General features: G+C 71.2%; 17 protein-coding genes, 2 pseudogenes and 1 riboswitch. Of the genes and pseudogenes, 8 read left to right on the forward strand and 11 right to left on the reverse strand.

The window, feature by feature from the left end; genetic code table 11:
- Positions 1–127: 127 nt before the first annotated feature.
- The 3 genes and pseudogenes from ACFU53_RS14645 to ACFU53_RS14655 form a co-directional block, all read left to right on the forward strand.
- A pseudogene (locus ACFU53_RS14645) lies at positions 128–608 on the forward strand (FAD-dependent oxidoreductase); the annotation flags it as partial.
- A 48-nt stretch (positions 609–656) separates the two neighbouring features.
- Positions 657–752 (forward strand): hypothetical protein, encoded by a 96-nt coding sequence (locus tag ACFU53_RS14650; protein WP_383990999.1) that lies wholly within the window; start codon positions 657–659, stop codon positions 750–752.
- Between the two features lie 80 nt (positions 753–832).
- Entirely contained in the window at positions 833–1,588 is a 756-nt protein-coding gene (locus ACFU53_RS14655; RefSeq protein ID WP_383990939.1) for a decaprenylphospho-beta-D-erythro-pentofuranosid-2-ulose 2-reductase, read from the forward strand.
- 80 nt (positions 1,589–1,668) lie between these two features.
- Here the strand turns inward: ACFU53_RS14655 and ACFU53_RS14660 are convergent, their stop codons facing one another.
- From ACFU53_RS14660 to trpS, 3 genes are all read right to left on the reverse strand, one after another.
- Positions 1,669–2,943 carry a hypothetical protein gene (locus tag ACFU53_RS14660; protein ID WP_383990941.1) on the reverse strand — a complete coding sequence of 425 codons (1,275 nt, stop codon included), beginning with the start codon at positions 2,941–2,943 and terminating at the stop codon, positions 1,669–1,671.
- Between the two features lie 64 nt (positions 2,944–3,007).
- Positions 3,008–3,589, reverse strand: coding sequence for a 2'-5' RNA ligase family protein (locus tag ACFU53_RS14665; RefSeq protein ID WP_383990944.1), 582 nt, complete (start codon positions 3,587–3,589; stop codon positions 3,008–3,010).
- 183 nt (positions 3,590–3,772) lie between these two features.
- The gene (gene trpS, locus ACFU53_RS14670; RefSeq protein ID WP_383990947.1) at positions 3,773–4,786 is read right to left on the reverse strand and encodes a tryptophan--tRNA ligase; all 1,014 of its coding nucleotides are present in this window, start codon (positions 4,784–4,786) and stop codon (positions 3,773–3,775) included.
- Between the two features lie 100 nt (positions 4,787–4,886).
- On the opposite strand from trpS, the gene ACFU53_RS14675 reads away from it, so the two are divergent.
- The 3 genes from ACFU53_RS14675 to ACFU53_RS14685 all read left to right on the forward strand — a co-directional run bounded on the left by ACFU53_RS14675 (position 4,887) and on the right by ACFU53_RS14685 (position 7,249).
- Entirely contained in the window at positions 4,887–5,507 is a 621-nt protein-coding gene (locus ACFU53_RS14675; RefSeq protein WP_383990950.1) for an RNA polymerase sigma factor, read from the forward strand.
- Complete coding sequence (locus ACFU53_RS14680; RefSeq protein WP_383990953.1) at positions 5,500–6,366, forward strand: hypothetical protein; 867 nt, start codon at positions 5,500–5,502, stop codon at positions 6,364–6,366. The genes ACFU53_RS14675 and ACFU53_RS14680 overlap by 8 nt, the downstream gene beginning before the upstream one ends.
- Before the next feature lie 145 nt (positions 6,367–6,511).
- Complete coding sequence (locus ACFU53_RS14685; protein ID WP_383990956.1) at positions 6,512–7,249, forward strand: hypothetical protein; 738 nt, start codon at positions 6,512–6,514, stop codon at positions 7,247–7,249.
- Positions 7,250–7,267: 18 nt separating this feature from the next.
- Here ACFU53_RS14685 and ACFU53_RS14690 read toward each other — a convergent pair whose 3' ends face one another.
- The 4 genes and pseudogenes from ACFU53_RS14690 to ACFU53_RS14705 form a co-directional block, all read right to left on the reverse strand.
- The gene (locus ACFU53_RS14690) at positions 7,268–8,716 is read right to left on the reverse strand and encodes a glycine hydroxymethyltransferase (protein WP_383990959.1); all 1,449 of its coding nucleotides are present in this window, start codon (positions 8,714–8,716) and stop codon (positions 7,268–7,270) included.
- Between the two features lie 31 nt (positions 8,717–8,747).
- Positions 8,748–8,836, reverse strand: a riboswitch (ZMP/ZTP riboswitch).
- Positions 8,837–8,918: 82 nt separating this feature from the next.
- A complete protein-coding gene (locus tag ACFU53_RS14695; RefSeq protein WP_383990961.1) occupies positions 8,919–10,103 on the reverse strand; it encodes a glutathionylspermidine synthase family protein in 1,185 nt (394 codons plus the stop codon).
- 21 nt (positions 10,104–10,124) lie between these two features.
- Positions 10,125–10,499 (reverse strand): hypothetical protein, encoded by a 375-nt coding sequence (locus ACFU53_RS14700; RefSeq protein WP_383990964.1) that lies wholly within the window; start codon positions 10,497–10,499, stop codon positions 10,125–10,127.
- 545 nt (positions 10,500–11,044) lie between these two features.
- Positions 11,045–11,793 (reverse strand): annotated as a pseudogene (locus ACFU53_RS14705) (hypothetical protein); the annotation flags it as partial.
- A gap of 84 nt (positions 11,794–11,877) precedes the next feature.
- On the opposite strand from ACFU53_RS14705, the gene ACFU53_RS14710 reads away from it, so the two are divergent.
- Entirely contained in the window at positions 11,878–12,819 is a 942-nt protein-coding gene (locus ACFU53_RS14710; protein WP_383990967.1) for a GNAT family N-acetyltransferase, read from the forward strand.
- A gap of 128 nt (positions 12,820–12,947) precedes the next feature.
- On the opposite strand, the gene ACFU53_RS14715 is transcribed toward ACFU53_RS14710, so the two are convergent.
- The 3 genes from ACFU53_RS14715 to ACFU53_RS14725 all read right to left on the reverse strand — a co-directional run bounded on the left by ACFU53_RS14715 (position 12,948) and on the right by ACFU53_RS14725 (position 16,750).
- A complete protein-coding gene (locus ACFU53_RS14715; protein WP_383990970.1) occupies positions 12,948–13,715 on the reverse strand; it encodes a hypothetical protein in 768 nt (255 codons plus the stop codon).
- Between the two features lie 175 nt (positions 13,716–13,890).
- Positions 13,891–14,880, reverse strand: coding sequence for a malate dehydrogenase (locus tag ACFU53_RS14720; protein WP_383990973.1), 990 nt, complete (start codon positions 14,878–14,880; stop codon positions 13,891–13,893).
- A gap of 487 nt (positions 14,881–15,367) precedes the next feature.
- Complete coding sequence (locus ACFU53_RS14725) at positions 15,368–16,750, reverse strand: DUF2690 domain-containing protein (protein ID WP_383990976.1); 1,383 nt, start codon at positions 16,748–16,750, stop codon at positions 15,368–15,370.
- A gap of 561 nt (positions 16,751–17,311) precedes the next feature.
- Between ACFU53_RS14725 and ACFU53_RS14730 the strand changes: the two genes are divergently transcribed.
- Positions 17,312–17,845, forward strand: a complete 534-nt coding sequence (locus ACFU53_RS14730; protein WP_383990979.1) for a peptidoglycan-binding protein — start codon at positions 17,312–17,314, stop codon at positions 17,843–17,845.
- 150 nt (positions 17,846–17,995) lie between these two features.
- On the opposite strand, the gene ACFU53_RS14735 is transcribed toward ACFU53_RS14730, so the two are convergent.
- Positions 17,996–18,553, reverse strand: a complete 558-nt coding sequence (locus tag ACFU53_RS14735) for a helix-turn-helix domain-containing protein (RefSeq protein ID WP_383990982.1) — start codon at positions 18,551–18,553, stop codon at positions 17,996–17,998.
- Positions 18,554–19,080: the final 527 nt, after the last annotated feature.

Genomic DNA, 19,080 nt, shown 5'->3' on the forward strand with positions numbered 1-19,080 from the left:
TAGGCGATCATTCAAGAATTACAGCAATCTTGAACGACATCCCATTAATCACCCATTTCGGTGAGGCGGCAGAGCGCCGAGCCGACGCGCCCGATTCCGTCGCATACACGGCGATACGGTCGCGAGCATGCCAGCCGACGCCGCCTCAGCCCCTCCGGCCCCCGCGCCCCCCGGCCCGGGCCGCACCGTCCCCTTCACCGGCTGGGGCCGCACCGCCCCGACCGCCGCCCGGCTGCTCCGCCCGCGTACGTACGACGAGGCCGTGGCCGCCGTACGGGCGTGCGGGGCGCGCGGCGGGATCGCCCGGGGGCTCGGGCGGGCGTACGGGGACGCGGCGCAGAACGCGGGCGGGGCCGTCCTCGACATGACCGGGCCTCGACCGTGTCCACGCCATCGACGCGGGCGGCGGCACCGTCCTCTGCGACGCGGGCGTCTCGCAGCACCGGCTGATGGAGGTGCTGCTCCCCCTGGGCTGGTCCGTGCCGGTGACTCCCGGAACCCGCCAGGTGACCGTCGGCGGCGCCATCGCGGCCGACATCCACGGCAAGAACCACCACGTCTCCGGGTCGTTCGCCCGCCACGTCCTGTCCCTCGAACTGCTGACCGCGGTCTACCTGGCGAAGGACGCCCGTCTGCGCCCCGAACTGCTGGCCGCGATGTACCCCCGACTGCCCGAGTTCCGCGCCCTGCGGAAGGAGTTGGACCCGGGCGGGGTCCTCGTGTCGGACCTGGCCCGCCGCCTGGGCCTGTAGAGACCCGCCAAGCCTGGAGAGGCCCGCGAAAGACCGGCAGAAGCCCCTCCAAACCCCCTGCCCCACACCCAGGAGCTGTCATGAAGGACGCCTTCGGCACCCCCCAGTCCCTGCTGATCCTCGGCGGAACGTCGGACATCGCGCTCGCCACGGCACGCCGTCTGATCGCCCGCCGCACCCGCACGGTGTGGCTGGCGGGACGCCCCTCGCAGGATCTGGAGAACGCGGCCGTCCACCTGCGCGGCCTCGGCGCCGAGACCCACACCGTCACCTTCGACGCGCTCGACTCCGAGTCCCACGAGGCGATCCTCGGCAAGGTCTTCGCCGAGGGCGACATCGACATGGTCCTGCTCGCCTTCGGCGTACTCGGCGATCAGGCGAACGACGAACGCGACCCGGTGGCCGCCGCGCGCGTCGCCCAGACCAACTACACGGGCGCCGTCTCGTCCGCCCTGGTCTGCGCGCGGGCCCTCCAGTCGCAGGGCCACGGCTCCCTCGTCGTCCTGTCCTCCGTCGCCGCCGAGCGCGCCCGCCGCTCCAACTTCATCTACGGCTCCAGCAAGGCCGGCCTCGACACCTTCACCCAGGGCCTCGGCGACGCCCTCCACGGCACCGGCGCCCACGTCATGCTCGTCCGCCCCGGCTTCGTCCGCACGAGCATGACTGCGGGCCGGCCGGAGTCCCCCCTCGCGACCACCCCGGAGGCGGTGGCGGCCGCCATCGAACTGGGGTTGCGACGACGCTCGGAGACGGTGTGGGTGCCGGGGTCGATGCGCCTGGTGATGGCGGCGCTGAGGCACGTACCGAGGGCGGTGTTCCGCCGCCTGCCGTTGTAGGAGGGGGCGCCCCTTCAGGGGCGGGGGAAACTGCGCGAGCCCCCGACACACACAAGTCCGCAGCCGCGCGAGGCGCCCGATCACCCCTCCCGGAGCGACACCACAACCGCCTTGCTCATCGGATTCCCACTCTGGTTGACCTGAACGTGCCCCACCCCGATCACCCGGTCCGTCCCCGGCAGCCGCGCCAGCTCATCCAGCCAGAGCGACTGCCGGGAGTCCTTCCGCACCCCACCCTCGTTCGGCAACCGGGACCGCGTGATCTTGACGCACGTGCCATCCGCACCGAGATACCAATTGCCGTCCAGGAACTGCCCCTTGGCCCCGTCCCCCAACACCGGCACCCGCTCGGCGCACTCCCCCGCGACCGCCGCCTGATCCACCCATCCCTTCCCGTCCCAGCGGATGCGCACCGCCTCGTCGTCCGGCTCGTCCTCGACCTCGCCGTGGTTGAAGGAGTGCGACCCGTAGGCGCGTACGTCGTCCTCCGCCAGCGCGACGACGAGGTCCAGCGACGCGCCGGGCTCGGGCGGCACCGGCTCCGGGAAGTGGTACTCGGGGGTCTCGGTGCGCTCCCACGCCCGCCCGTCCCAGTGCACCGCGGCAGGCTGTGTGAGCTCGGTCTCGCCGGCGCCGGCCCCCGCGTCGGTGTCCCGATACCCGACGGCCCACAGATCGTCCGTCGTGATGCCGTCGAGTGAGGCGACGCCCCCGACGGGCAGGGTCATGGTGGTCCACCGGGTGCCGTCCCAGTGCTGTGCCCGGTTTTCGCCGTCGAGGACCCAGACGTCGTCCGGCCCGAACGCCGCGAGGTCGACGAGCCGCCCCCTCGGTACCGACTCCAGCGCGGACCAGGACGTGCCGTCCCAGCGGGCGATCCGTGTCCCGCCCTGACCGCCGTACCCGGTGGCCGTGGAGAGCCAGACCTCCACGGATCCGACGGCCCCCGCCGCGACCGCGTCCAGCCGGACATCCATGACGTCCGTGCCGACAACGCCTTCGGGAAAGGGCTGTTCCCTCCACTCCGTGCCGTCGTAGCGCAGAAGGAACTGTTCCCGGGCCCCGCCCGCGCCGTCCCGGCTGCCGTACGCCCAGAGGTCGTCCTCGGCGACCACGGCCAGGTCCCCCAGGGTCGCGGAACCGTCGAGAATCCGATCGTACGACCAGGACATGCCGTTCTTCGTGGAACCACTGGACGATTCCCCGGCCGCCTCCCCGGAGGTGTTCCCAGACCCCTCCCCGGACGCACTCCCGGGCCCATCCCCATGCTCCTGCTCCGGCGAACCACCCTGCGCGCCGCACCCGGCCACGGCGAAGGTGAACACGGCGAGCAGCGCCACCACGGTCCTGCGCATGAGCACGCGCCTCCCTCGTACCCCACCCCACCCCGCCCCGCGGAGCGGTTCGCAGCGGTCCGCGTCAGTGCGCCGGAAGCGTCGTGTCCCCCGCCGGCGCCCCCGCCTGCGGCGGGACGACGGACCCGCCGAACGTGAACTCGCGCAGCTTGCGCCAGACCCCGTCGGCGCCCTGCTCGTAGAGCGCGAAGCCGGTGCAGGGCCACTGGGCCTCGTACGCGGCGAGCTCCTCGAACGCCCGGTCCATCGCCTCCTCGGCGATGCCGTGCGCCACGGTGACATGCGGGTGGTACGGGAAGTTCAGCTCGCGCGCCACCGGCCCCGAGGCGTCCCGGACCTGCTTCTGCAGCCAGGTGCAGGCCTCGGCCCCCTCGACGATCTGCACGAACACGACGGGCGACACCGGACGGAACGTTCCCGTGCCGGACAGCCGCATCGGGAAGGGCCGGCCGGCCGCCGCGACCTCGGTGAGGTGCGTCTCGATCGCCGGCAGCGCGGTGGCCTCGACCTCGGTCGGCGGCAGCAGCGTGACATGGGTGGGGATGCCGTGAGCCGCGGCGTCGCCGAAGCCCGCGCGCCGCTCCTGGAGCTGGCTGCCATGGGGCTCCGGGACCGCGATCGACACACCGATCGTTACGGCCCCCACGTCGTCTCCTGTCGTCGTGTCATGCGTGTTGTCGAATGTCCTTGTTGGTCGCAGTCCGTCGCACCGGCTATCGACTGTACGGCCACGGCGGTGTTCCGGGCAGGCGCAGCGGGAGTGATGTGCGGCGCTGTCGGTGGTGCGACCGGTGGTGCGATCGGCGCTCGGGGGCAGAGGTGGTGCGGCTCAGTGCTTGGCGGGCAGGAAGCCCACCTTGTCGTACGCCTGGGAGAGCGTCTCCGCGGCGACGGCGCGCGCCTTCTCGGCCCCCTTCGCCAGGATCGAGTCGAGCGTCTCCGGGTCGTCCAGATACTGCTGGGTGCGCTCCCGGAAAGGCGTCACGAACTCGACCATGACCTCGGCGAGATCCGTCTTGAGCGCACCGTAGCCCTTGCCGACGTACTTCTGCTCCAGTTCCGCGATACCCGCCCCCGTCAGCGTCGAGTAGATGCTGAGCAGGTTGCTGACGCCCGGCTTCTCCGCGGTGTCGAAGCGGATCACCGTGTCGGTGTCGGTGACCGCGCTCTTGACCTTCTTGGCGGTGACCTTCGGGTCGTCGAGCAGGTTGATCAACCCCTTCGGGGTCGACGCCGACTTGCTCATCTTGCTCGCGGGGTCCTGAAGGTCGTAGATCTTCGCCGTCTCCTTCAGGATGTACGGCTTCGGGATCGTGAAGGTCTGGCCGAAGCGGCCGTTGAAGCGCTCGGCGAGGTCACGGGTGAGCTCGATGTGCTGGCGCTGGTCCTCGCCGACCGGCACCTCGTCCGCCTGGTACAGCAGGATGTCGGCGACCTGGAGGATCGGGTACGTGAAGAGGCCGACGCTCGCGCGGTCGGCGCCCTGCTTGGCGGACTTGTCCTTGAACTGGGTCATGCGGGAGGCCTCGCCGAAGCCGGTGAGGCAGTTCATGACCCAGCCGAGCTGCGCGTGCTCGGGGACGTGGCTCTGGACGAAGAGCGTGCACCGCTCCGGGTCGAGACCGACGGCGAGCAGCTGCGCGGCGGCGAGCCGGGTGTTGGCGCGCAGGTCCGCGGGGTCCTGCGCCACGGTGATCGCATGCAGGTCGACGACCATGTAGAACGCGTCGTGGGACTCCTGCAGAGCCACCCACTGGCGGACGGCGCCGAGGTAGTTGCCGAGGTGGAACGAGCCGGCGGTGGGCTGGATGCCGGAGAGCACGCGGGGTCGATCAGAGGCCATGCTCACCATTCTCTCAGGTATCCGGGCCCGTTCCGGAACCGACCGGAAACAGATGTGACACGGGTGGGAACCGATCCGGCTCGGACGGTGTACCCATTTTGTGAGAACGCGGGAGGGGGGCCGCATCGTCGATGAGGCCGCGGTGATCGCTCGTGTACGCGCCGGTGAGCCGGAGGCGTATGCGGAGCTGGTGCGCGCCCACACGGGCATCGCGCTGCGGGCGGCCCGGGCGCTCGGCGCCGGTGCGGACGCGGAGGATGTGGTGCAGCAGGCCTTCTTCAAGGCGTACTGCTCACTGGGCCGCTTCCGGGACGGCGCCGCGTTCCGGCCGTGGTTGCTGTCGATCGTGGCCAATGAGACGAGGAACACAGTGCGGACAGCCGGGCGCCAGCGGTCCCTGGCCGACCGTGAGGCGGCCTTCGTCGAGGCCGAGCCCTTGATACCGCCCTCGGCCGACCCGGCGGTCGCCGCGCTGGAGATAGAGCGCCGCGTCGCGCTCCTGCGCGCCTTGGAGAAGCTGAGCGAGGAGCACCGGCTGGTCGTCACCTACCGCTATCTGCTGGAGATGGACGAGCCGGAGACAGCGGCCGCCCTGGGCTGGCCCCGGGGCACGGTGAAGTCCCGCCTGAGCCGAGCGCTGCGCAAGCTGGGCCGACTGCTGCCGCAGTTCGAGCCGGAGGAAGCCCTGGGCAAGGGGGGAGGAGGTGACGGGGGTGAGTGAGCCGGACGAGAGAGAGGACCGGGTACAGGATCAGAACGGCGGGATCACGGAGGGTGATGCCCGGGATGTCCGGTTGCCCGAGGAGTTGCGGGCGCTCGGGCGGGCTCTGGACCGGCCGGGGACCGACGAGGACGAGACCATGGTCGAGCGGGTCCTGCAGCAGATACTCGCCGATCGGGTGCCGACCCCGGTGGCCGAGCCGCCGGGGCCCGGCGAGCGGCTGCGGGCGGTGCGCCGGTGGGCCCGGCTCCGCTGGCGCGCGCTGACCGCCGCGCTGTGCGGGCTGCTCACAGCCCTCGTCCTCAGCCCTCCGGTGCGGGCGGCGGTGGCCGACTGGTTCCACTTCGGCGGGGTCGAGGTGCGGTACGACCCGTCGGCGGCGCCTTCGCCCGGGGCGAGTGTGCCGGGCTGCCCGGACCCGGTCCCGCTCGCCGAGGCCGAGCGGCGGGCGGGGTTCGCTCCGCTCGTGCCGGGCGCGCTGGGCAACCCGGACGCGGTGTCCGTGTCGCGTGCGCCGAAGGACCGCTTCGTGATCACCCTGTGCTGGGACGAGCGGGGACACACCGTCCGGCTCGACGAGTACGCGGCCCGGCTGGCTCCCGGGTACGACAAGGCCGTGGCAGGTGAGCAGGCCGTCGAGTGGGTCGAGCTGAGCGCGAGCATGCACGCCGGTTTGTGGTTTCCCGAGCCGCACCTCCTGCGCTTCTGGATGACCTCCGAGGACGGCTCCCGCTTCACCCGCTCCGAGCGCACGGCGGGGCCCACCCTGCTGTGGGTCCACGACGAGGAGTTCACGCTGCGGCTGGAGGGCGTGGCGTCGAAGGCGCGGGCGCGGGAGATCGCGGAGTCGTTGGAGTAGAGGGTTCTTGCCTCGGACGATGCGTGCTTCCACCAGGCCCCGAAATCGGTCCCTCCCGGGTGGGAACCCCGGCGGTTCGAGCGGTGTACCAGGAATGACACCGCGAGTGCGGACGGGCCGCACCGGGATCGATCGGGGGTGTCGGATGCGTGGAGTACGACAACTGACGGCGATGGTGGGCGCGTTGATGACGGCTTTAGCCCTGCTCCTGCTGGGGGCTCCGCCCTCGGCGGCGGGCGGGCCGACCAGCGTGCTGCTGGTCTCACCGACCGGCCATCGAACGGGGTCGCTGTACGGCACAGAGGAGGCGTACGACCTTCTGCAGAGGCTCCTCGCCCCTGCGGGCTCCGAGCTCGACGGGAGCCGGGAGGAGGCTCCGGAGTGGGGAAGGGAGGGCATATGGGGAGAGCAGGTCAGCGACATGGTCACCGTGACGTGGATGGCCCATGACGTGACGCCCTGGCGGGTGGACCAGGTGCATACGGCCGCGACCGACGCAAAGAACGTCTGGATCCACACGAGGCTGGACATCGCGGAGAACACCGTCGCTCCGGGCGACGTCGTCTGGCACAGGGCGAAGCATCCGGAGCAGCTGCGCGACCTGCTCACCGGGCTCGGAGTCCTGGGGAAGGCCTCCGGCGGCCCGGCGCAGGGCGAGCTGCCGTCGACGGATGCACTGGCCGACACCGGGACGACGACCACCGACGCCCCGGCCACGACAAGCACACCCGGCCTGAACGACCGGGCCCGCTGGGCGATACCCGCCCTGGCCGTGGGCCTGCTCCTCGGCTCCGGAGGCGCCACGCTCCTCCTGCGCCGCGCGGCGGCCCGGCACGAGCCCGAGCCGCCGCGGGAGCCCCGTCAGGAGCTGCTGGACGCCTGACCGACGGCGGTGAGGGGGTCAGCCGAGGTCGATCTCCGGGTACAGCGGGAAGCCGGCGACGAGGTCGGTGGCGCGGCGGGAGATCTCGTCGGCGACCTTCGCGTCGAGGATGTGCTGGGCCTTGGAGGGGGCGCCCGACTTGGTGGTGCCGGCCTCGGTGGTGGTGAGGACCCGGTCGATGAGACCGGCGACCTCGTCCATCTCGGCGGTGCCCAGACCACGCGTGGTCAGCGCGGGCGTACCGATGCGGATGCCGGAGGTGTACCAGGCGCCGTTCGGGTCGGCCGGGATCGCGTTGCGGTTGGTGACGATGCCGGAGTCGAGCAGCGCGGCCTCGGCCTGGCGGCCGGTGAGACCGTAGGAGGTGGCGACGTCGATCAGGTTGAGGTGGTTGTCGGTGCCGCCGGTGACGAGGGTGGCACCACGGCGCATCAGGCCCTCGGCGAGGGCGCGGGAGTTGTCGACGATGCGCTGGGCATAGCCCTGGAAGGCGGGCTGCCGGGCCTCGGCGAGGGCGACGGCCTTGGCGGCCATGACGTGCGGGAGGGGGCCGCCGAGGACCATCGGGCAGCCGCGGTCGACCTGGTCCTTGAGGGAGTCGTCGCACAGGACCATGCCGCCGCGCGGGCCGCGCAGCGACTTGTGGGTGGTCGTGGTGACGATCTGGGCGTGCGGCACCGGGTCGAAGTCGCCGGTGAGGACCTTGCCGGCGACGAGGCCCGCGAAGTGCGCCATGTCCACCATGAGCGTGGCGCCGACCTCGTCGGCGATCTCGCGCATGATCCGGAAGTTCACGAGACGGGGGTAGGCGGAGTAGCCGGCGACGATGATCAGCGGCTTGAAGTCACGGGCGGAGGTGCGCAGGGCCTCGTAGTCGATGAGGCCGCTCGCGGGGTCGGTGCCGTAGGAGCGCTGATCGAACATCTTGCCGGAGATGTTCGGGCGGAAGCCGTGGGTGAGGTGGCCGCCGGCGTCCAGGGACATGCCGAGCATGCGCTGGTTGCCGAAGGCCTGGCGGAGCTCGGCCCAGTCGGCCTCGGAGAGATCGTTGACCTGGCGGACGCCGGCCTTCTCCAGGAAAGGGACTTCGACGCGGTCGGCGAGGACGGACCAGAAGGCCACGAGGTTGGCGTCGATGCCGGAGTGCGGCTGGACGTAGGCGTGGCGGGCGCCGAAGAGTTCCTTGGCGTGCTCGGCGGCGAGGGACTCGACGGTGTCGACGTTGCGGCAGCCGGCGTAGAAGCGGCGGCCGATGGTGCCCTCGGCGTACTTGTCGCTGAACCAGTTGCCCATGGCCAGGAGGGTGGCCGGGGAGGCGTAGTTCTCGGAGGCGATCAGCTTGAGCATCTCGCGCTGGTCGGTGACCTCCTGGCCGATGGCGTCGGCCACGCGCGGCTCGACGGCGCGGATCACATCGAGGGCGGCACGGAAGGCGGTGGACTCGTGGGAGAGGGGCTCGGCTGACATGGGGACCTCCGGACGTTGCGTTCAGCGTTCACGGTACGGCCCAGGCGCACGGCACTCATCTTTCCCGGGCCGCTCCCCGATGGTCCGTCCCATCCCAGCGCGCCAGTCACGGCCCACCGGTCACCCTATCGGGCGCCGTGGACGCCCGGGCCCGGGCGTCCACCATACGAACGACGAGAGGAGGCGGAGGGGGTTGTGGGCGTCAGAGGATCACGTGCGGGAGGAAGCGGGCGTACTCGTCCGTGACCAGGCCCGACGACTCGCGGATGCCGAGGCCGGCCGACTCGTTCTCGACGACCCAGGCGCCGAGGACGACGTGGTTGTCGTCGAAGGCCGGGAGGGGGGCCAACTCCTGGTAGCAGCAGGGCTCTTCGCGGGGGACGGGGTCGGAGCCCGGTTCGTGGAGGGTGACACCGGCGCCCTCGCGGCCGAGGAGGGGCTTGGCGACGTAGCCGGCGGTGGTGGCCAGTTCGCGGGGGCCGTCGAGATAGGCGGCGAGGAGATTGGGGTGACCGGGGTACAGCTCCCAGAGGACGGCGAGGAGTGCCTTGTTGCTCAGGAGCATCTTCCAGATGGGCTCGATCCACATCGTGGTCCCGGTGCCGCCGCCGTTGTCGAGGGTGGCGAGGACATGGGGGGCGAAGCGCTCGGTGGTGAGCCACTCCCAGGGATAGAGCTTGAAGATGCTGCGGATGAAGCGGAGCTTCTTGTCGACGAAGCGGTCGGAGAGGCGGTCCCAGCCGATGTCCTCCATGGAGATCCAGTCGGTGTCGAGTCCGGCCTGTTCGGCGGTCTCCTTCAGATAGGCGACCGTCATCAGGTCCTCGCCGAGCTCGTCTCCGGCGGAGTGCGCGAAGTAGAGGGGGCTGCCCGGCGGGAGGAGGGGGGACTGCTTCTTCCAGGCGTCGACGAGACGTTCGTGGAGGGAGTTCCACTGGTCGGCTCCCGGAAAGCGTTCCTCCATCCAGAACCATTGGGGGCTGGCCGCCTCGACGAGCGAGGTCGGGGTGTCGGCGTTGTACTCCAGCAGCTTGGCGGGGCCGGTCCCGTCGTAGCGGAGGTCGAAGCGGCCGTAGACGGACGGCAGTTCGGCCCGCCGGCGCCACGCCTCGGCGACGAGGCCGACGAGGTGCGGGTCGGTGATGCCGAGGTCGGCGAAGCGGCCCTCGGCCACGATGTGCTCGGCTGCGGCCAGGCACATGCCGTGCAGTTCCTCGACGACCTCCTCCAGTGCCTCGACCTCGGGGAGCGAGAAGACGTAGTACGCGCTCTCGTCCCAGTACGGGCGCAGGGAGCCGTCCGGGTGGCGGGTCAGCGGGTAGATGAGCCCCTGTTCCTCGACGGTCTCCTGCCATCCCGGCCGGGGTTCGATCGTGCGGCGTTCCATGGTTCTGCCTCTTCCGCCGGGTCAGCCGCCGCCGGAGCCGGAGCCCGAGCAGCCGAAGCCGTCCCGGTCGACCGCCTCGCTGCGGCTGAACGTGCCGTAGTCGGCCCAGCCGCCGCTGGCGTCCGCGTCGTAGTACCAGGCGGCGTCGACCGAGCCTGTCTGGCTCCGGTTGCCACTGCTGTTGCTCTTGCGGTTCTTGCCGTACGACGACGAGGAGGAGCTCGAGTTGCAGTTCTTGTCGGCGATGATCTTGTAGCCGTTGGCGTAGTCGTAGCTGTCGCGGTCCACGCAGCGGCGGTCCGGATCGGAACCGCAGGAGGTCAGGGCCGCCGCGACGACACCCATCCCACCGAGTACGACCGTGCTGGACCGCAGCCGCCTGCGCTGTTCTCCCATGTGTGCTCCCCCGTCGGGCTCATAGGCCCTGCTGTACCGGGGCCGGTTCGCGATGCGCCGCACGATGACCGGCCGCCGACTTATGTGTGCTTTATCGGCGCTCAGACTAATGATCGAGTCCTGCGAGGGGCCAACCGGGTGCGGAGGGCTGACCGTGAACGGCGGATCACCTTCAGCGACCGGATCGCCTGGGCCCGTAGAGCGTCGGTGCGTTCGGGCGGGACTGGGGTGTCGAGAGTGGAATGGTCAGGGCAGGGCCGCGCACAGGGCGTCGAGGTCGCCTGTCCAGGCGTGGTCCGGTGGGGTTGTTAGCTGCTCACCAAGGAGTGCGTACGAGGTCGAATTAGCTCGATCGTGTGATCGTCCGCTTGCTGGCTTGCGTTGTCCTGGGCTGTTTGGGTTGGCGTGATCGTGCGATCTGCGATCTGGGACGCGGGGTACGGCGTCAGCGTGCGGGGCCCCTGCTTCACCGGTGTGATGGTTCAGGGCCTCTCCGTCGCCTCTGGCTGTACCGATTCGGCCGGGTCGTGCAGGGCCCGTGTCCATCAGCGGCCTCCGGCCGCGGGGGCTCCCGGGCCCGGACCACGCACAGGATGCGTGTCGCCGCCCCGGGGACGAGTACGCCGGGGACCAGCTCGCCCAGGACGGTTCGGGGCAACGGTTCCGTAGCCGACGACCAGGGCGTCGGTCCGTTCGGTGAGCTAGTCGGGGTGGCGGTTGGTCGTCAGGCCGTGGACGGCCAGGCCTCGCCGGACGGCCGCGCGGACGACCGAGCCCCCGGTGCCGGGCGGGAGTGGGAGGACGGCGTGAGGCCGGCCGCGATGCCGGTGGCGTGGACGGAGGGGGCGCGGGCGGCCAGGGCCTCGATCAGGGCGTCACGGCGGCGCCGGTAGCGGAGTCGGGAGGCGCGGATGTGACGGTCTAGGCGCCGGAGGTGATGAACTCCGCCAGGGGCAGCTGGTCCGGGCCCCGGGGGACCAGTCGGTACCGCCCTTCGCCGCGACGACCTCCGCGACGAGCGACGGCGGCAGCACCAGCCACCCGAGCCGCAGCCCCGGCGCGAGCGATTTACCGGCCGTGCCGACATGCACCACGTGGTCGGGGCCGAGCCCCTGCGACGCTCCGACCGGCTGGCGGTCGTACCGGAACTCGTCGTCGTGGTCGTCCTCCAGAGGCGCCCGCCGGTCCTGCGCGCCCAGTCACACGGCCCGCGTGGACAGATCACCCCGAGTCGGTCCGGCTCATCCGTCCGCGTACCCGATCCGTCGAACGGCAAGGAGGCCCCGCGGGTTCCTCGCAAGAATCCGCTGAACCATCGCCCCGTTCGCTGCGAGAGCCCATCGACATCCCGCATTCCCTTGACTAAGGTCAAAGAAATATGGAGGCCAAGCAGCAGTCCGAGCCGGTGGCCGTGCGGGATGTGCGGAGCCTGCGGCGGTTCAATCGGTACTTCACTCGTCGTATCGGCGCGTTGGACGATCACTACCTCGGACAGGACCGGCCGCTCGGGGAGGCGCGGCTGCTCTTCGAGATCGGGGAGGTCGGCGAAGGCGGGGAGGGGGCTTCGCTTCGCGAGCTGCGGGCCCGGCTCGGGCTGGACGCCGGGTATCTGAGCCGGATGGTCAGGGCGCTGGAGGGGCAGGGGCTGGTCCGGGTCGGGGTGCATGGCCAAGACAGTCGGGTGCGGGTCGCCGCGTTGACGTCGGCGGGGCGTTCCGAGGTCGCGGAGCAGAACCGGCGGGCCGACGCGCTGGCCGAGGGGCTGCTGCGCGGGCTGAGTCCGGCGCAGCGGGACGAGTTGACCGATGCACTGGGAGCCGCGCGGAGGCTGCTGCGGCTCGCCGCGATCCGCGTCGAGGTCGTGGACGGCGGGTCGGACGACGCCCGGACCTGCCTCGACGCCTACGCCGCCGACATCGACCAGCGGTTTCCCGAGGGATACGACCCGGCCACCCTCGTGCCGCCCCATGAGGTCTCGGGGGACGCCGGGGCCTTCCTCATCGCCTACGAGGAGGAGCGGGCCGTGGGGTGCGGGGCGCTGCGGACGCTCGATCCCGGGGCCCGGGTCGGGGAGATCAAGCACGTGTGGGTGCGTCCCGGGGCCCGACGGCTCGGGCTCGCCCGGCGGCTGCTCGGCGAGCTGGAGCGGGAGGCCGCCGAGCGCGGTTTCGGCGTCGTACGGCTCGATACGCATGCCTCGTTGACGGAGGCGCAGGCGATGTACCGGGCGTGCGGGTACACGGAGATTCCGCGGTACAACGACGACGTGTACGGGGCCCACTTCTTCGAGAAGAGGCTCGCGACGCCACGGCGACGGTGACGCGGCCCGCGCCCGTCCCTGTCCCCGGCCCCGCCCCTGCCCCTGCCCCGCCCCAGCCCCGGTTCCGGTTCCGGTTCCGGTTCCGGTCGAGCCGCAGCACGCGCCCGTCCTCGTACGCCGCCCCGCGCTCAACCCCGTACGCAGGTCACCCCCGTCGGGCACAGGGACGTGACCACCATCGTGACCGGCTCGCGCAGTTCGTCGAGTGGGGTCGACTCGGGGGCGCTGAGGCGGACTCCGTAGATGGTGTCGTCGGCTGTGCGGAAGCGGTGGTCGATGACCTGGCGGGGGCCCGGCTCGCCTTCGCCGTCGAAGCGGTAGACGACCTCGGAGTAGCTCTCGTCGTCGGGGGCGGAACGGTCGAGGACGCGATAGCCGGGGAGGCGGGCGAAGCCGTAGCTCTCGTTCTCGGCCAGGTCCATGGACTCGGCGGGGGTGCCCTCGCTGACCAAAAAGAGCTGGAGGGTCCGGCTGCCGTCCGGGGACTCGTAGGTCACGACCGTCGGCTTGTCCGTCGGCGTCTTCGCGGTGCGGTTCCAGCCGGAGGGGACATCGACGGTGAAGCCGGCCGGGTCGTCGGAGCGTACGTAACCGGGGGCACCGCCCGGGTCCGAGTCGGCGTCCGAGCCCGCATCCCCGCCCGAGCCGCCGTCCGCGTCCGCGCCCGACTGCTTCGGCGTGGCCGGGGCGGTGTTCCCGTCGTCCTCCGGGCCCGCCGAAGAGACGGAGGGCGAGGGTGTCGGCGGGGAGCTGTTCGTGGAGGTCGTACGGGTCGTGCCGTCGTCCCGGGACAGGGCCCACACGCCGAAACCGGCGCCGCCGCCGAGCAATGCCGCGAGGACGATGACGGCGGTCGTGCGCGACCAGGGGCTGCCGCGTCCGGGAGGGTCGTCCACCCAGCGTCCTTGGTGCGGGTCCCAGCGCGTCATCATGTCCCCCTTGCCGCCGTCGGCGTTCTCACGACGTGCGTCAACCGACGATAGCGGCGTACACGCCGAACAGGCCCCGTCCTGGTCGAAACCGGGACAGAGCCTGTGCGAGCAAGCTATAGGACGTCGGCTACGGGATTTCTCAGATGAGGCCGAGCGCGCGGACCGCGTCGCGCTCCTCCGCCAGCTCCTGGACCGAGGCGTCGATACGGGCGCGGGAGAACTCGTTGATCTCCAGGCCCTGGACGATCTCGTACTTGCCGTCCTTGACGGTGACGGGGAAGGAGGAGATGAGCCCCTCGGCCACACCGTACGAACCGTCGGACGGGATGCCCATGGAGGCCCAGTCGCCCTCGGCGGTGCCGTTGACCCAGGTGTAGACGTGGTCGATGGCGGCGTTGGCGGCGGACGCGGCCGACGAGGCGCCACGGGCCTCGATGATGGCGGCGCCGCGCTTGGCGACGGTCGGGATGAAGTCCTCGGCGAGCCACTTCTCGTCGTTGACGACCTCGGCGGCGTTCTTGCCGGCGACCGTGGCGTGGAAGATGTCCGGGTACTGGGTCGCGGAGTGGTTGCCCCAGATCGTGAGCTTCTGGATCTCGGAGACCGGGACGCCCGTCTTCTTCGACAGCTGGGTCAGCGCGCGGTTGTGGTCCAGGCGGGTCATCGCGGTGAAGCGCTCGGCCGGGACGTCCGGCGCGGCGGCCTGGGCGATGAGGGCGTTGGTGTTGGCCGGGTTGCCGACGACGAGGACCTTGATGTCGTCCGCGGCGTTGTCGTTGATGGCCTTGCCCTGCGGCTTGAAGATGCCGCCGTTGGCCTCGAGGAGGTCGCCGCGCTCCATGCCCTTGGTACGGGGGCGGGCGCCGACAAGCAGGCCTACGTTGGCGCCGTCGAAGGCCACGTTCGGGTCGTCCGTGATGTCGATGCCCTGAAGGAGCGGGAAGGCGCAGTCGTCGAGCTCCATGGCGGTGCCCTCGGCGGCCTTCAGCGCCGGCGTGATCTCCAGCAGGCGCAACTTGACCGGCACGTCCGCGCCGAGCAGCTGGCCGGAGGCAATGCGGAAGAGCAGGGCGTAACCGATCTGGCCGGCCGCGCCGGTGACGGTGACGTTCACGGGAGTGCGGGTCATGGCGTTCTCCGTATGACAGCTGGCGGTGGGGCGTCCCCGCCCCGTGGGACGTACAAATGATCGATCTCTTGGCATCAAGAGAGATCGGTGGTCAGGCTATCGCGCATCCGGGATCCCGGACGGCCGGGGTTCGTGTGGCCCACCCCACAAGTCCGTTCGCGCCGCCCTCCGCAGGAGGGCGGCACGAAGAGGCGGCCGCCGGTCCGGGAGAGAGGGACCAAGGCGGCCGCCTTGTGGGGGTGCCGGGCCGGGAGGGGGTGTCGATCTCCCGGGTGGGCCGGACTCCCGTGGGGGTACTGTCCGCATGCCCCGGAGTTCGGCGGGCATTCCACTTACGTCGTGATTACTTTTTCGGGCGGGGTGATTACGGTGGGTCATGGCGACTGCCGGCCCGGTGAGGGCCGGTCGCGTCCCGCGGCGGAGCCGCACATGTCACAGCCCCGCGCCCCATGGGGGAGGGGGCGCGCCCCCTCCCCCATCCAACCCGCTACCCCGTGCACCCCTTCTGCCCCGAAGCCAGCGTCGCGCAGGCCGTGGCCTCGCCCGCGTCCTTCACGGCGACCATCTGGGTGTAGGCGATGTTGTCGCCGGCCGCTTCGATGGCGGCGGTCTGCTTGGTCCCGCCGGCCGCGACCTGGACCTCGTCGCCCTGGGCGGCGCCGGTGATGCGGGCCCAGGCCGCCTGGCAGGTCTTGCTGTAGCGGACCTCGACCCTCGTGGTGCCCACCGTGGCCTCGTCGGTGGTCCGCACGAGGTTGCCGATGCACCCCATGGTCTCGGGGTCCTTGCCGTCGCAGTCCTTGCCGCTGCACTTCACGCCGGCCGGGAGGTCGGGGTTCGTGCCGATCGAGGTCGACGGGGAGGTGGACGGCTTGTCCCCCGCCTGGTTCTTCCCGTCACCGTTGGTGATGAAGAAGGCCGCCGCGATCACGACGAGCGCGCCGACCACTCCCGCGAGGAACATCGTCACCCGCCGCTTCGGCTGGGAGTCACCGTCGTCGGATCGGCCGCCGCCACCCGGCGGCGGGCCGAAGACACCGGACGGAACCGAGGCGCCACCGGAAACCTGGGCCCCACCGGAAACTGACGCGCCGGCCGGGACACGGGCCGAGGACGCCGACGCAGCCGAGCCCGAGCCCGAGCCCGAAGAAACCGGCGAGGGCGGCCCCCCGGCCAGACCCGACGGCGACGAAGCCGATGGCGATGACGTCGATGGCGATGACGTCGACGAGGACGACGACGGCGACGTTCCCCAGCTGATGCGCGACGCGCCCCCGGCGACCGCCCCTCCGCCCCCGCCGTACGGCGGGGCGGAGGAGGACGAGGAGGACGAGGACGAAGAGGACGGTGACGAGGTGGACGGCGTGGCCGAACCCCCGTACGGCGGGCGCGAGGTGCGCCCCTCGCCCGAGGAGCGCGGCTGTGGCGGGACCGTCGGTGAGACGCCCGCCGGGCCCGCCACGCCCGGTGTCGCGGTCGCGCTCCGGCTCCCCCTGCCGTTCCTGCCGCCCTTGACGGTGGACTGGCCGCCCGTCTCGCCCAGGGCGGCACGCGCCTGGGAGATACGGATCGCTTCCATGGTCATGTCGTGGCGCATCTCCGAACGGCTCCAGGCACGCTCGGCCAGCTCCCACATGGTGGTCAGATGGACGGGATCGGTACCGGTCACCTCGGCCAACGCGACGATCGCGCCTTTCGGCGCGAGCAGTCTGCCGTTGAGATACCGCTCCCAGGACGTCTTGCTGTAGCCCGTGCGGTCGGCCACCGCTGCGATGCTCAGTCCACTGCGGTCGACGAGCCGGCGCAGTTGGCCCGCGAACTCCCTGACCTGTGGATCGAGTTCATCGGGCAAGGCCCTCCAACGAGGCATTGCTTCCCCCCTCTTCCCCCCGTACGACTCTCCGTACGACTCTGAACTTTCCCCCCGTGCCCGCTATCCCTGTGCCGCGCATGACGCCCTCGCTGAATCCTGGTCCGGGACCTGGCCTGAGGCCCTCCCCGGAGCCCCGTTCTGGCCTACCCACTGGGATGCGCCCGGTCGGGATGTCAGTTCCCTGGAAAGGGGCGCGCAGGAGCATTTCGGACCGGATCACGCGGCGCTGCACGCCCCCCGACGGTCTGCGGTCCAGTGTCCCACCGGCATCCCGAATATCCGGGCGGAATCGCAGGTCCACGCACGGGACGTCCCGGACCGTCCCAAATGCTCACGTTAGCCCTGGTGTTGAGCGGGGCGATGGCGAATCCTCGAACTTGTCAACACATCGACACAACGACCACACATGCACAGTCACGCGAGTCGAACGGGGGCTCGTACACCTCGTACACATCGGCGGGCGCCTCGGCGCTCGTACGCCTCGCCGGTCGGCCGGGGCTCGTGCGGACCGTATGCGTCAGTGAATGTCGGAAGGTCAACGGGGACCAGGGGGATCACATGCAACTCAAGGCCAGGCTGCTGCTCGGGGCCGTCGCCGTGACGGCTTCGGCCGGGCTCGCGCTCGGCGTCGCCGCTCCGCTCGCCACGGCTTCCGGGCCGCACGTCGTCGACGGCTCCGGTGCCGCGTACAACGACTGGGGCGACGAGGGCACGCTGTCCGTCAACTCGCACTCCAAGAGCAACGCGACGCGGCTGTGGCAGAGCGTCCTGTACGCCGACGGCGCCAAGTGGAAGGACTCCAGCGGGGATCTGCACACCTTCACCCAGGGGGACATCGACGGGTTCTTCGGCTGGAAGACCCGCTCGGCGACCAAGTACTGGCAGGCGCAGGAAGACCTCGAGGACGTCGACGGGATCGTCGGCAAGGAGACCTTCGGGCAGGCCGACGGCTTCCTGGACGGGCCGTACAGCGACGGCAAGGTCACCTACACGGGCCTGGAGAACGAGGTGACCTTCAAGCGGCTCGACGGGGAGTACTACGTCAAGATCGGCTCGAAGTGGAAGGTCGCCGCGTACAACTGGCGGGGCTGAGGGGTCTGGCGGCACCGGCCGGTGAAAGGCGGCTTCGTGCGTCAGCACCGGCCGGCATACGGGATTCCGCTGACACGGGCCGGCGAAGGCGGATTCCGCTGATGCCGGCCGGTGTCCCGGCTCGTGCCCGCGACGCCGGTCGAGGGGCCGTCACGGCAGCGTGACGGCCCCTATCAGCGCGGCGCCGACGAGGGCAAGGGCGATCAGGATGGCAAGGGCGGCGAGCAGGGCGGTACGGCCGGGTGGGCGAGGGTTCGGCGCGTCGGCGGGGGTGTCCCACCAAGGGAGCGTGGGGTCGTCCTCGTACGCCTCCGAGTCGGCCCCCGCCCCGGCCCGCTCACCCGCCCCTGCCCCTGCCCCTGCCCCTGCCCCTGCTGCTTCCCGCTCACCCGCCCCCGCGAGGTTCGGCGGCTGGGACAGGGACACCGTCTGGGGTGCCGGGCGCGGCCAGGCCCGTACGGCCAGTTCCCAGCGGATTCCGAAGCGTTCGGCGTCCTCCCCGGCCACCCGGCACAGGGCGACGACCGCCTGGCGGGGCGGGGGCTGGGTGCCGTTGAGGTACCGCTGCCAGGAGGACTTGCTGTACGCGGTGCGCGCGCCGAGCGCGACGAGGCTGAGTCCCGTGCGGTCCTTCAGCAGGCGCAGCTGCTCGACGAAATGCCGTACCTCCAGGGGGAGTTCGTCCGGCAGCGGCTGCCAGGCGCTCATCGGCTGTCTCCTCGGCTCAAGGGCGGGTCTGAGCAGGTGACGACGGTCGCGGGTGACCCGGTTCCCACCGGTATGGACACCGGCGCCGTGGCGTTCGGACAGCGCGATGGAGTGACTCGAACGGCCTCATGAGGCGAAGCGAAGGGCGCGACGAGGGGGCGCGAGGCGGCCGCGCACCGGCTTCAGCGCGCCCGCGCACCGGCTGCGAGGCAGCCTGCACGCCGGCCCGGAGGCGCCTTGCGCGTCTGCGTAGAGGCGGCCTGCACGTCGGCGCGAAGACGGCCTGCACGTCGGCGCGAAGACGACCTGCACATCGGCGGGGAGACGACCTGCACATCGGCTTCGTGCGCCGGGTGACTGCAGGAAGGAATGACGTCCGCGTGTCGTCGTCGTGGCCCGGTGCGGACACCTTGGCGGAATGGTCACTTCCGTGCCACAGCGGGCTGACAGGTGTTGAACAGGGCGTTCGCCGTGCAGGAACGTGGAACGCGACGGCGGTCCGTCCTTACTCGGGGGAGGGGACGGAC

The organism is Streptomyces sp. NPDC057474, assembly GCF_042802555.1.
GTDB lineage: Bacteria > Actinomycetota > Actinomycetes > Streptomycetales > Streptomycetaceae > Streptomyces.

What these genes read in the sequence shown, in the direction of transcription:
- ACFU53_RS14685 (WP_383990956.1), top strand. Translation starts at nt 6,512, where the DNA reads ATGCGTGGAGTACGACAACTGACGGCGATGGTGGGCGCGTTGATGACG.
- trpS (WP_383990947.1), bottom strand. Translation starts at nt 4,786, where the DNA reads ATGGCCTCTGATCGACCCCGCGTGCTCTCCGGCATCCAGCCCACCGCC.
- ACFU53_RS14725 (WP_383990976.1), bottom strand. Translation starts at nt 16,750, where the DNA reads ATGCCTCGTTGGAGGGCCTTGCCCGATGAACTCGATCCACAGGTCAGG.
- ACFU53_RS14650 (WP_383990999.1), top strand. Translation starts at nt 657, where the DNA reads ATGTACCCCCGACTGCCCGAGTTCCGCGCCCTGCGGAAGGAGTTGGAC.
- ACFU53_RS14690 (WP_383990959.1), bottom strand. Translation starts at nt 8,716, where the DNA reads ATGTCAGCCGAGCCCCTCTCCCACGAGTCCACCGCCTTCCGTGCCGCC.
- ACFU53_RS14655 (WP_383990939.1), top strand. Translation starts at nt 833, where the DNA reads ATGAAGGACGCCTTCGGCACCCCCCAGTCCCTGCTGATCCTCGGCGGA.
- ACFU53_RS14700 (WP_383990964.1), bottom strand. Translation starts at nt 10,499, where the DNA reads ATGGGAGAACAGCGCAGGCGGCTGCGGTCCAGCACGGTCGTACTCGGT.
- ACFU53_RS14710 (WP_383990967.1), top strand. Translation starts at nt 11,878, where the DNA reads ATGGAGGCCAAGCAGCAGTCCGAGCCGGTGGCCGTGCGGGATGTGCGG.
- ACFU53_RS14720 (WP_383990973.1), bottom strand. Translation starts at nt 14,880, where the DNA reads ATGACCCGCACTCCCGTGAACGTCACCGTCACCGGCGCGGCCGGCCAG.
- ACFU53_RS14730 (WP_383990979.1), top strand. Translation starts at nt 17,312, where the DNA reads ATGCAACTCAAGGCCAGGCTGCTGCTCGGGGCCGTCGCCGTGACGGCT.
- ACFU53_RS14660 (WP_383990941.1), bottom strand. Translation starts at nt 2,943, where the DNA reads ATGCGCAGGACCGTGGTGGCGCTGCTCGCCGTGTTCACCTTCGCCGTG.
- ACFU53_RS14695 (WP_383990961.1), bottom strand. Translation starts at nt 10,103, where the DNA reads ATGGAACGCCGCACGATCGAACCCCGGCCGGGATGGCAGGAGACCGTC.
- ACFU53_RS14735 (WP_383990982.1), bottom strand. Translation starts at nt 18,553, where the DNA reads ATGAGCGCCTGGCAGCCGCTGCCGGACGAACTCCCCCTGGAGGTACGG.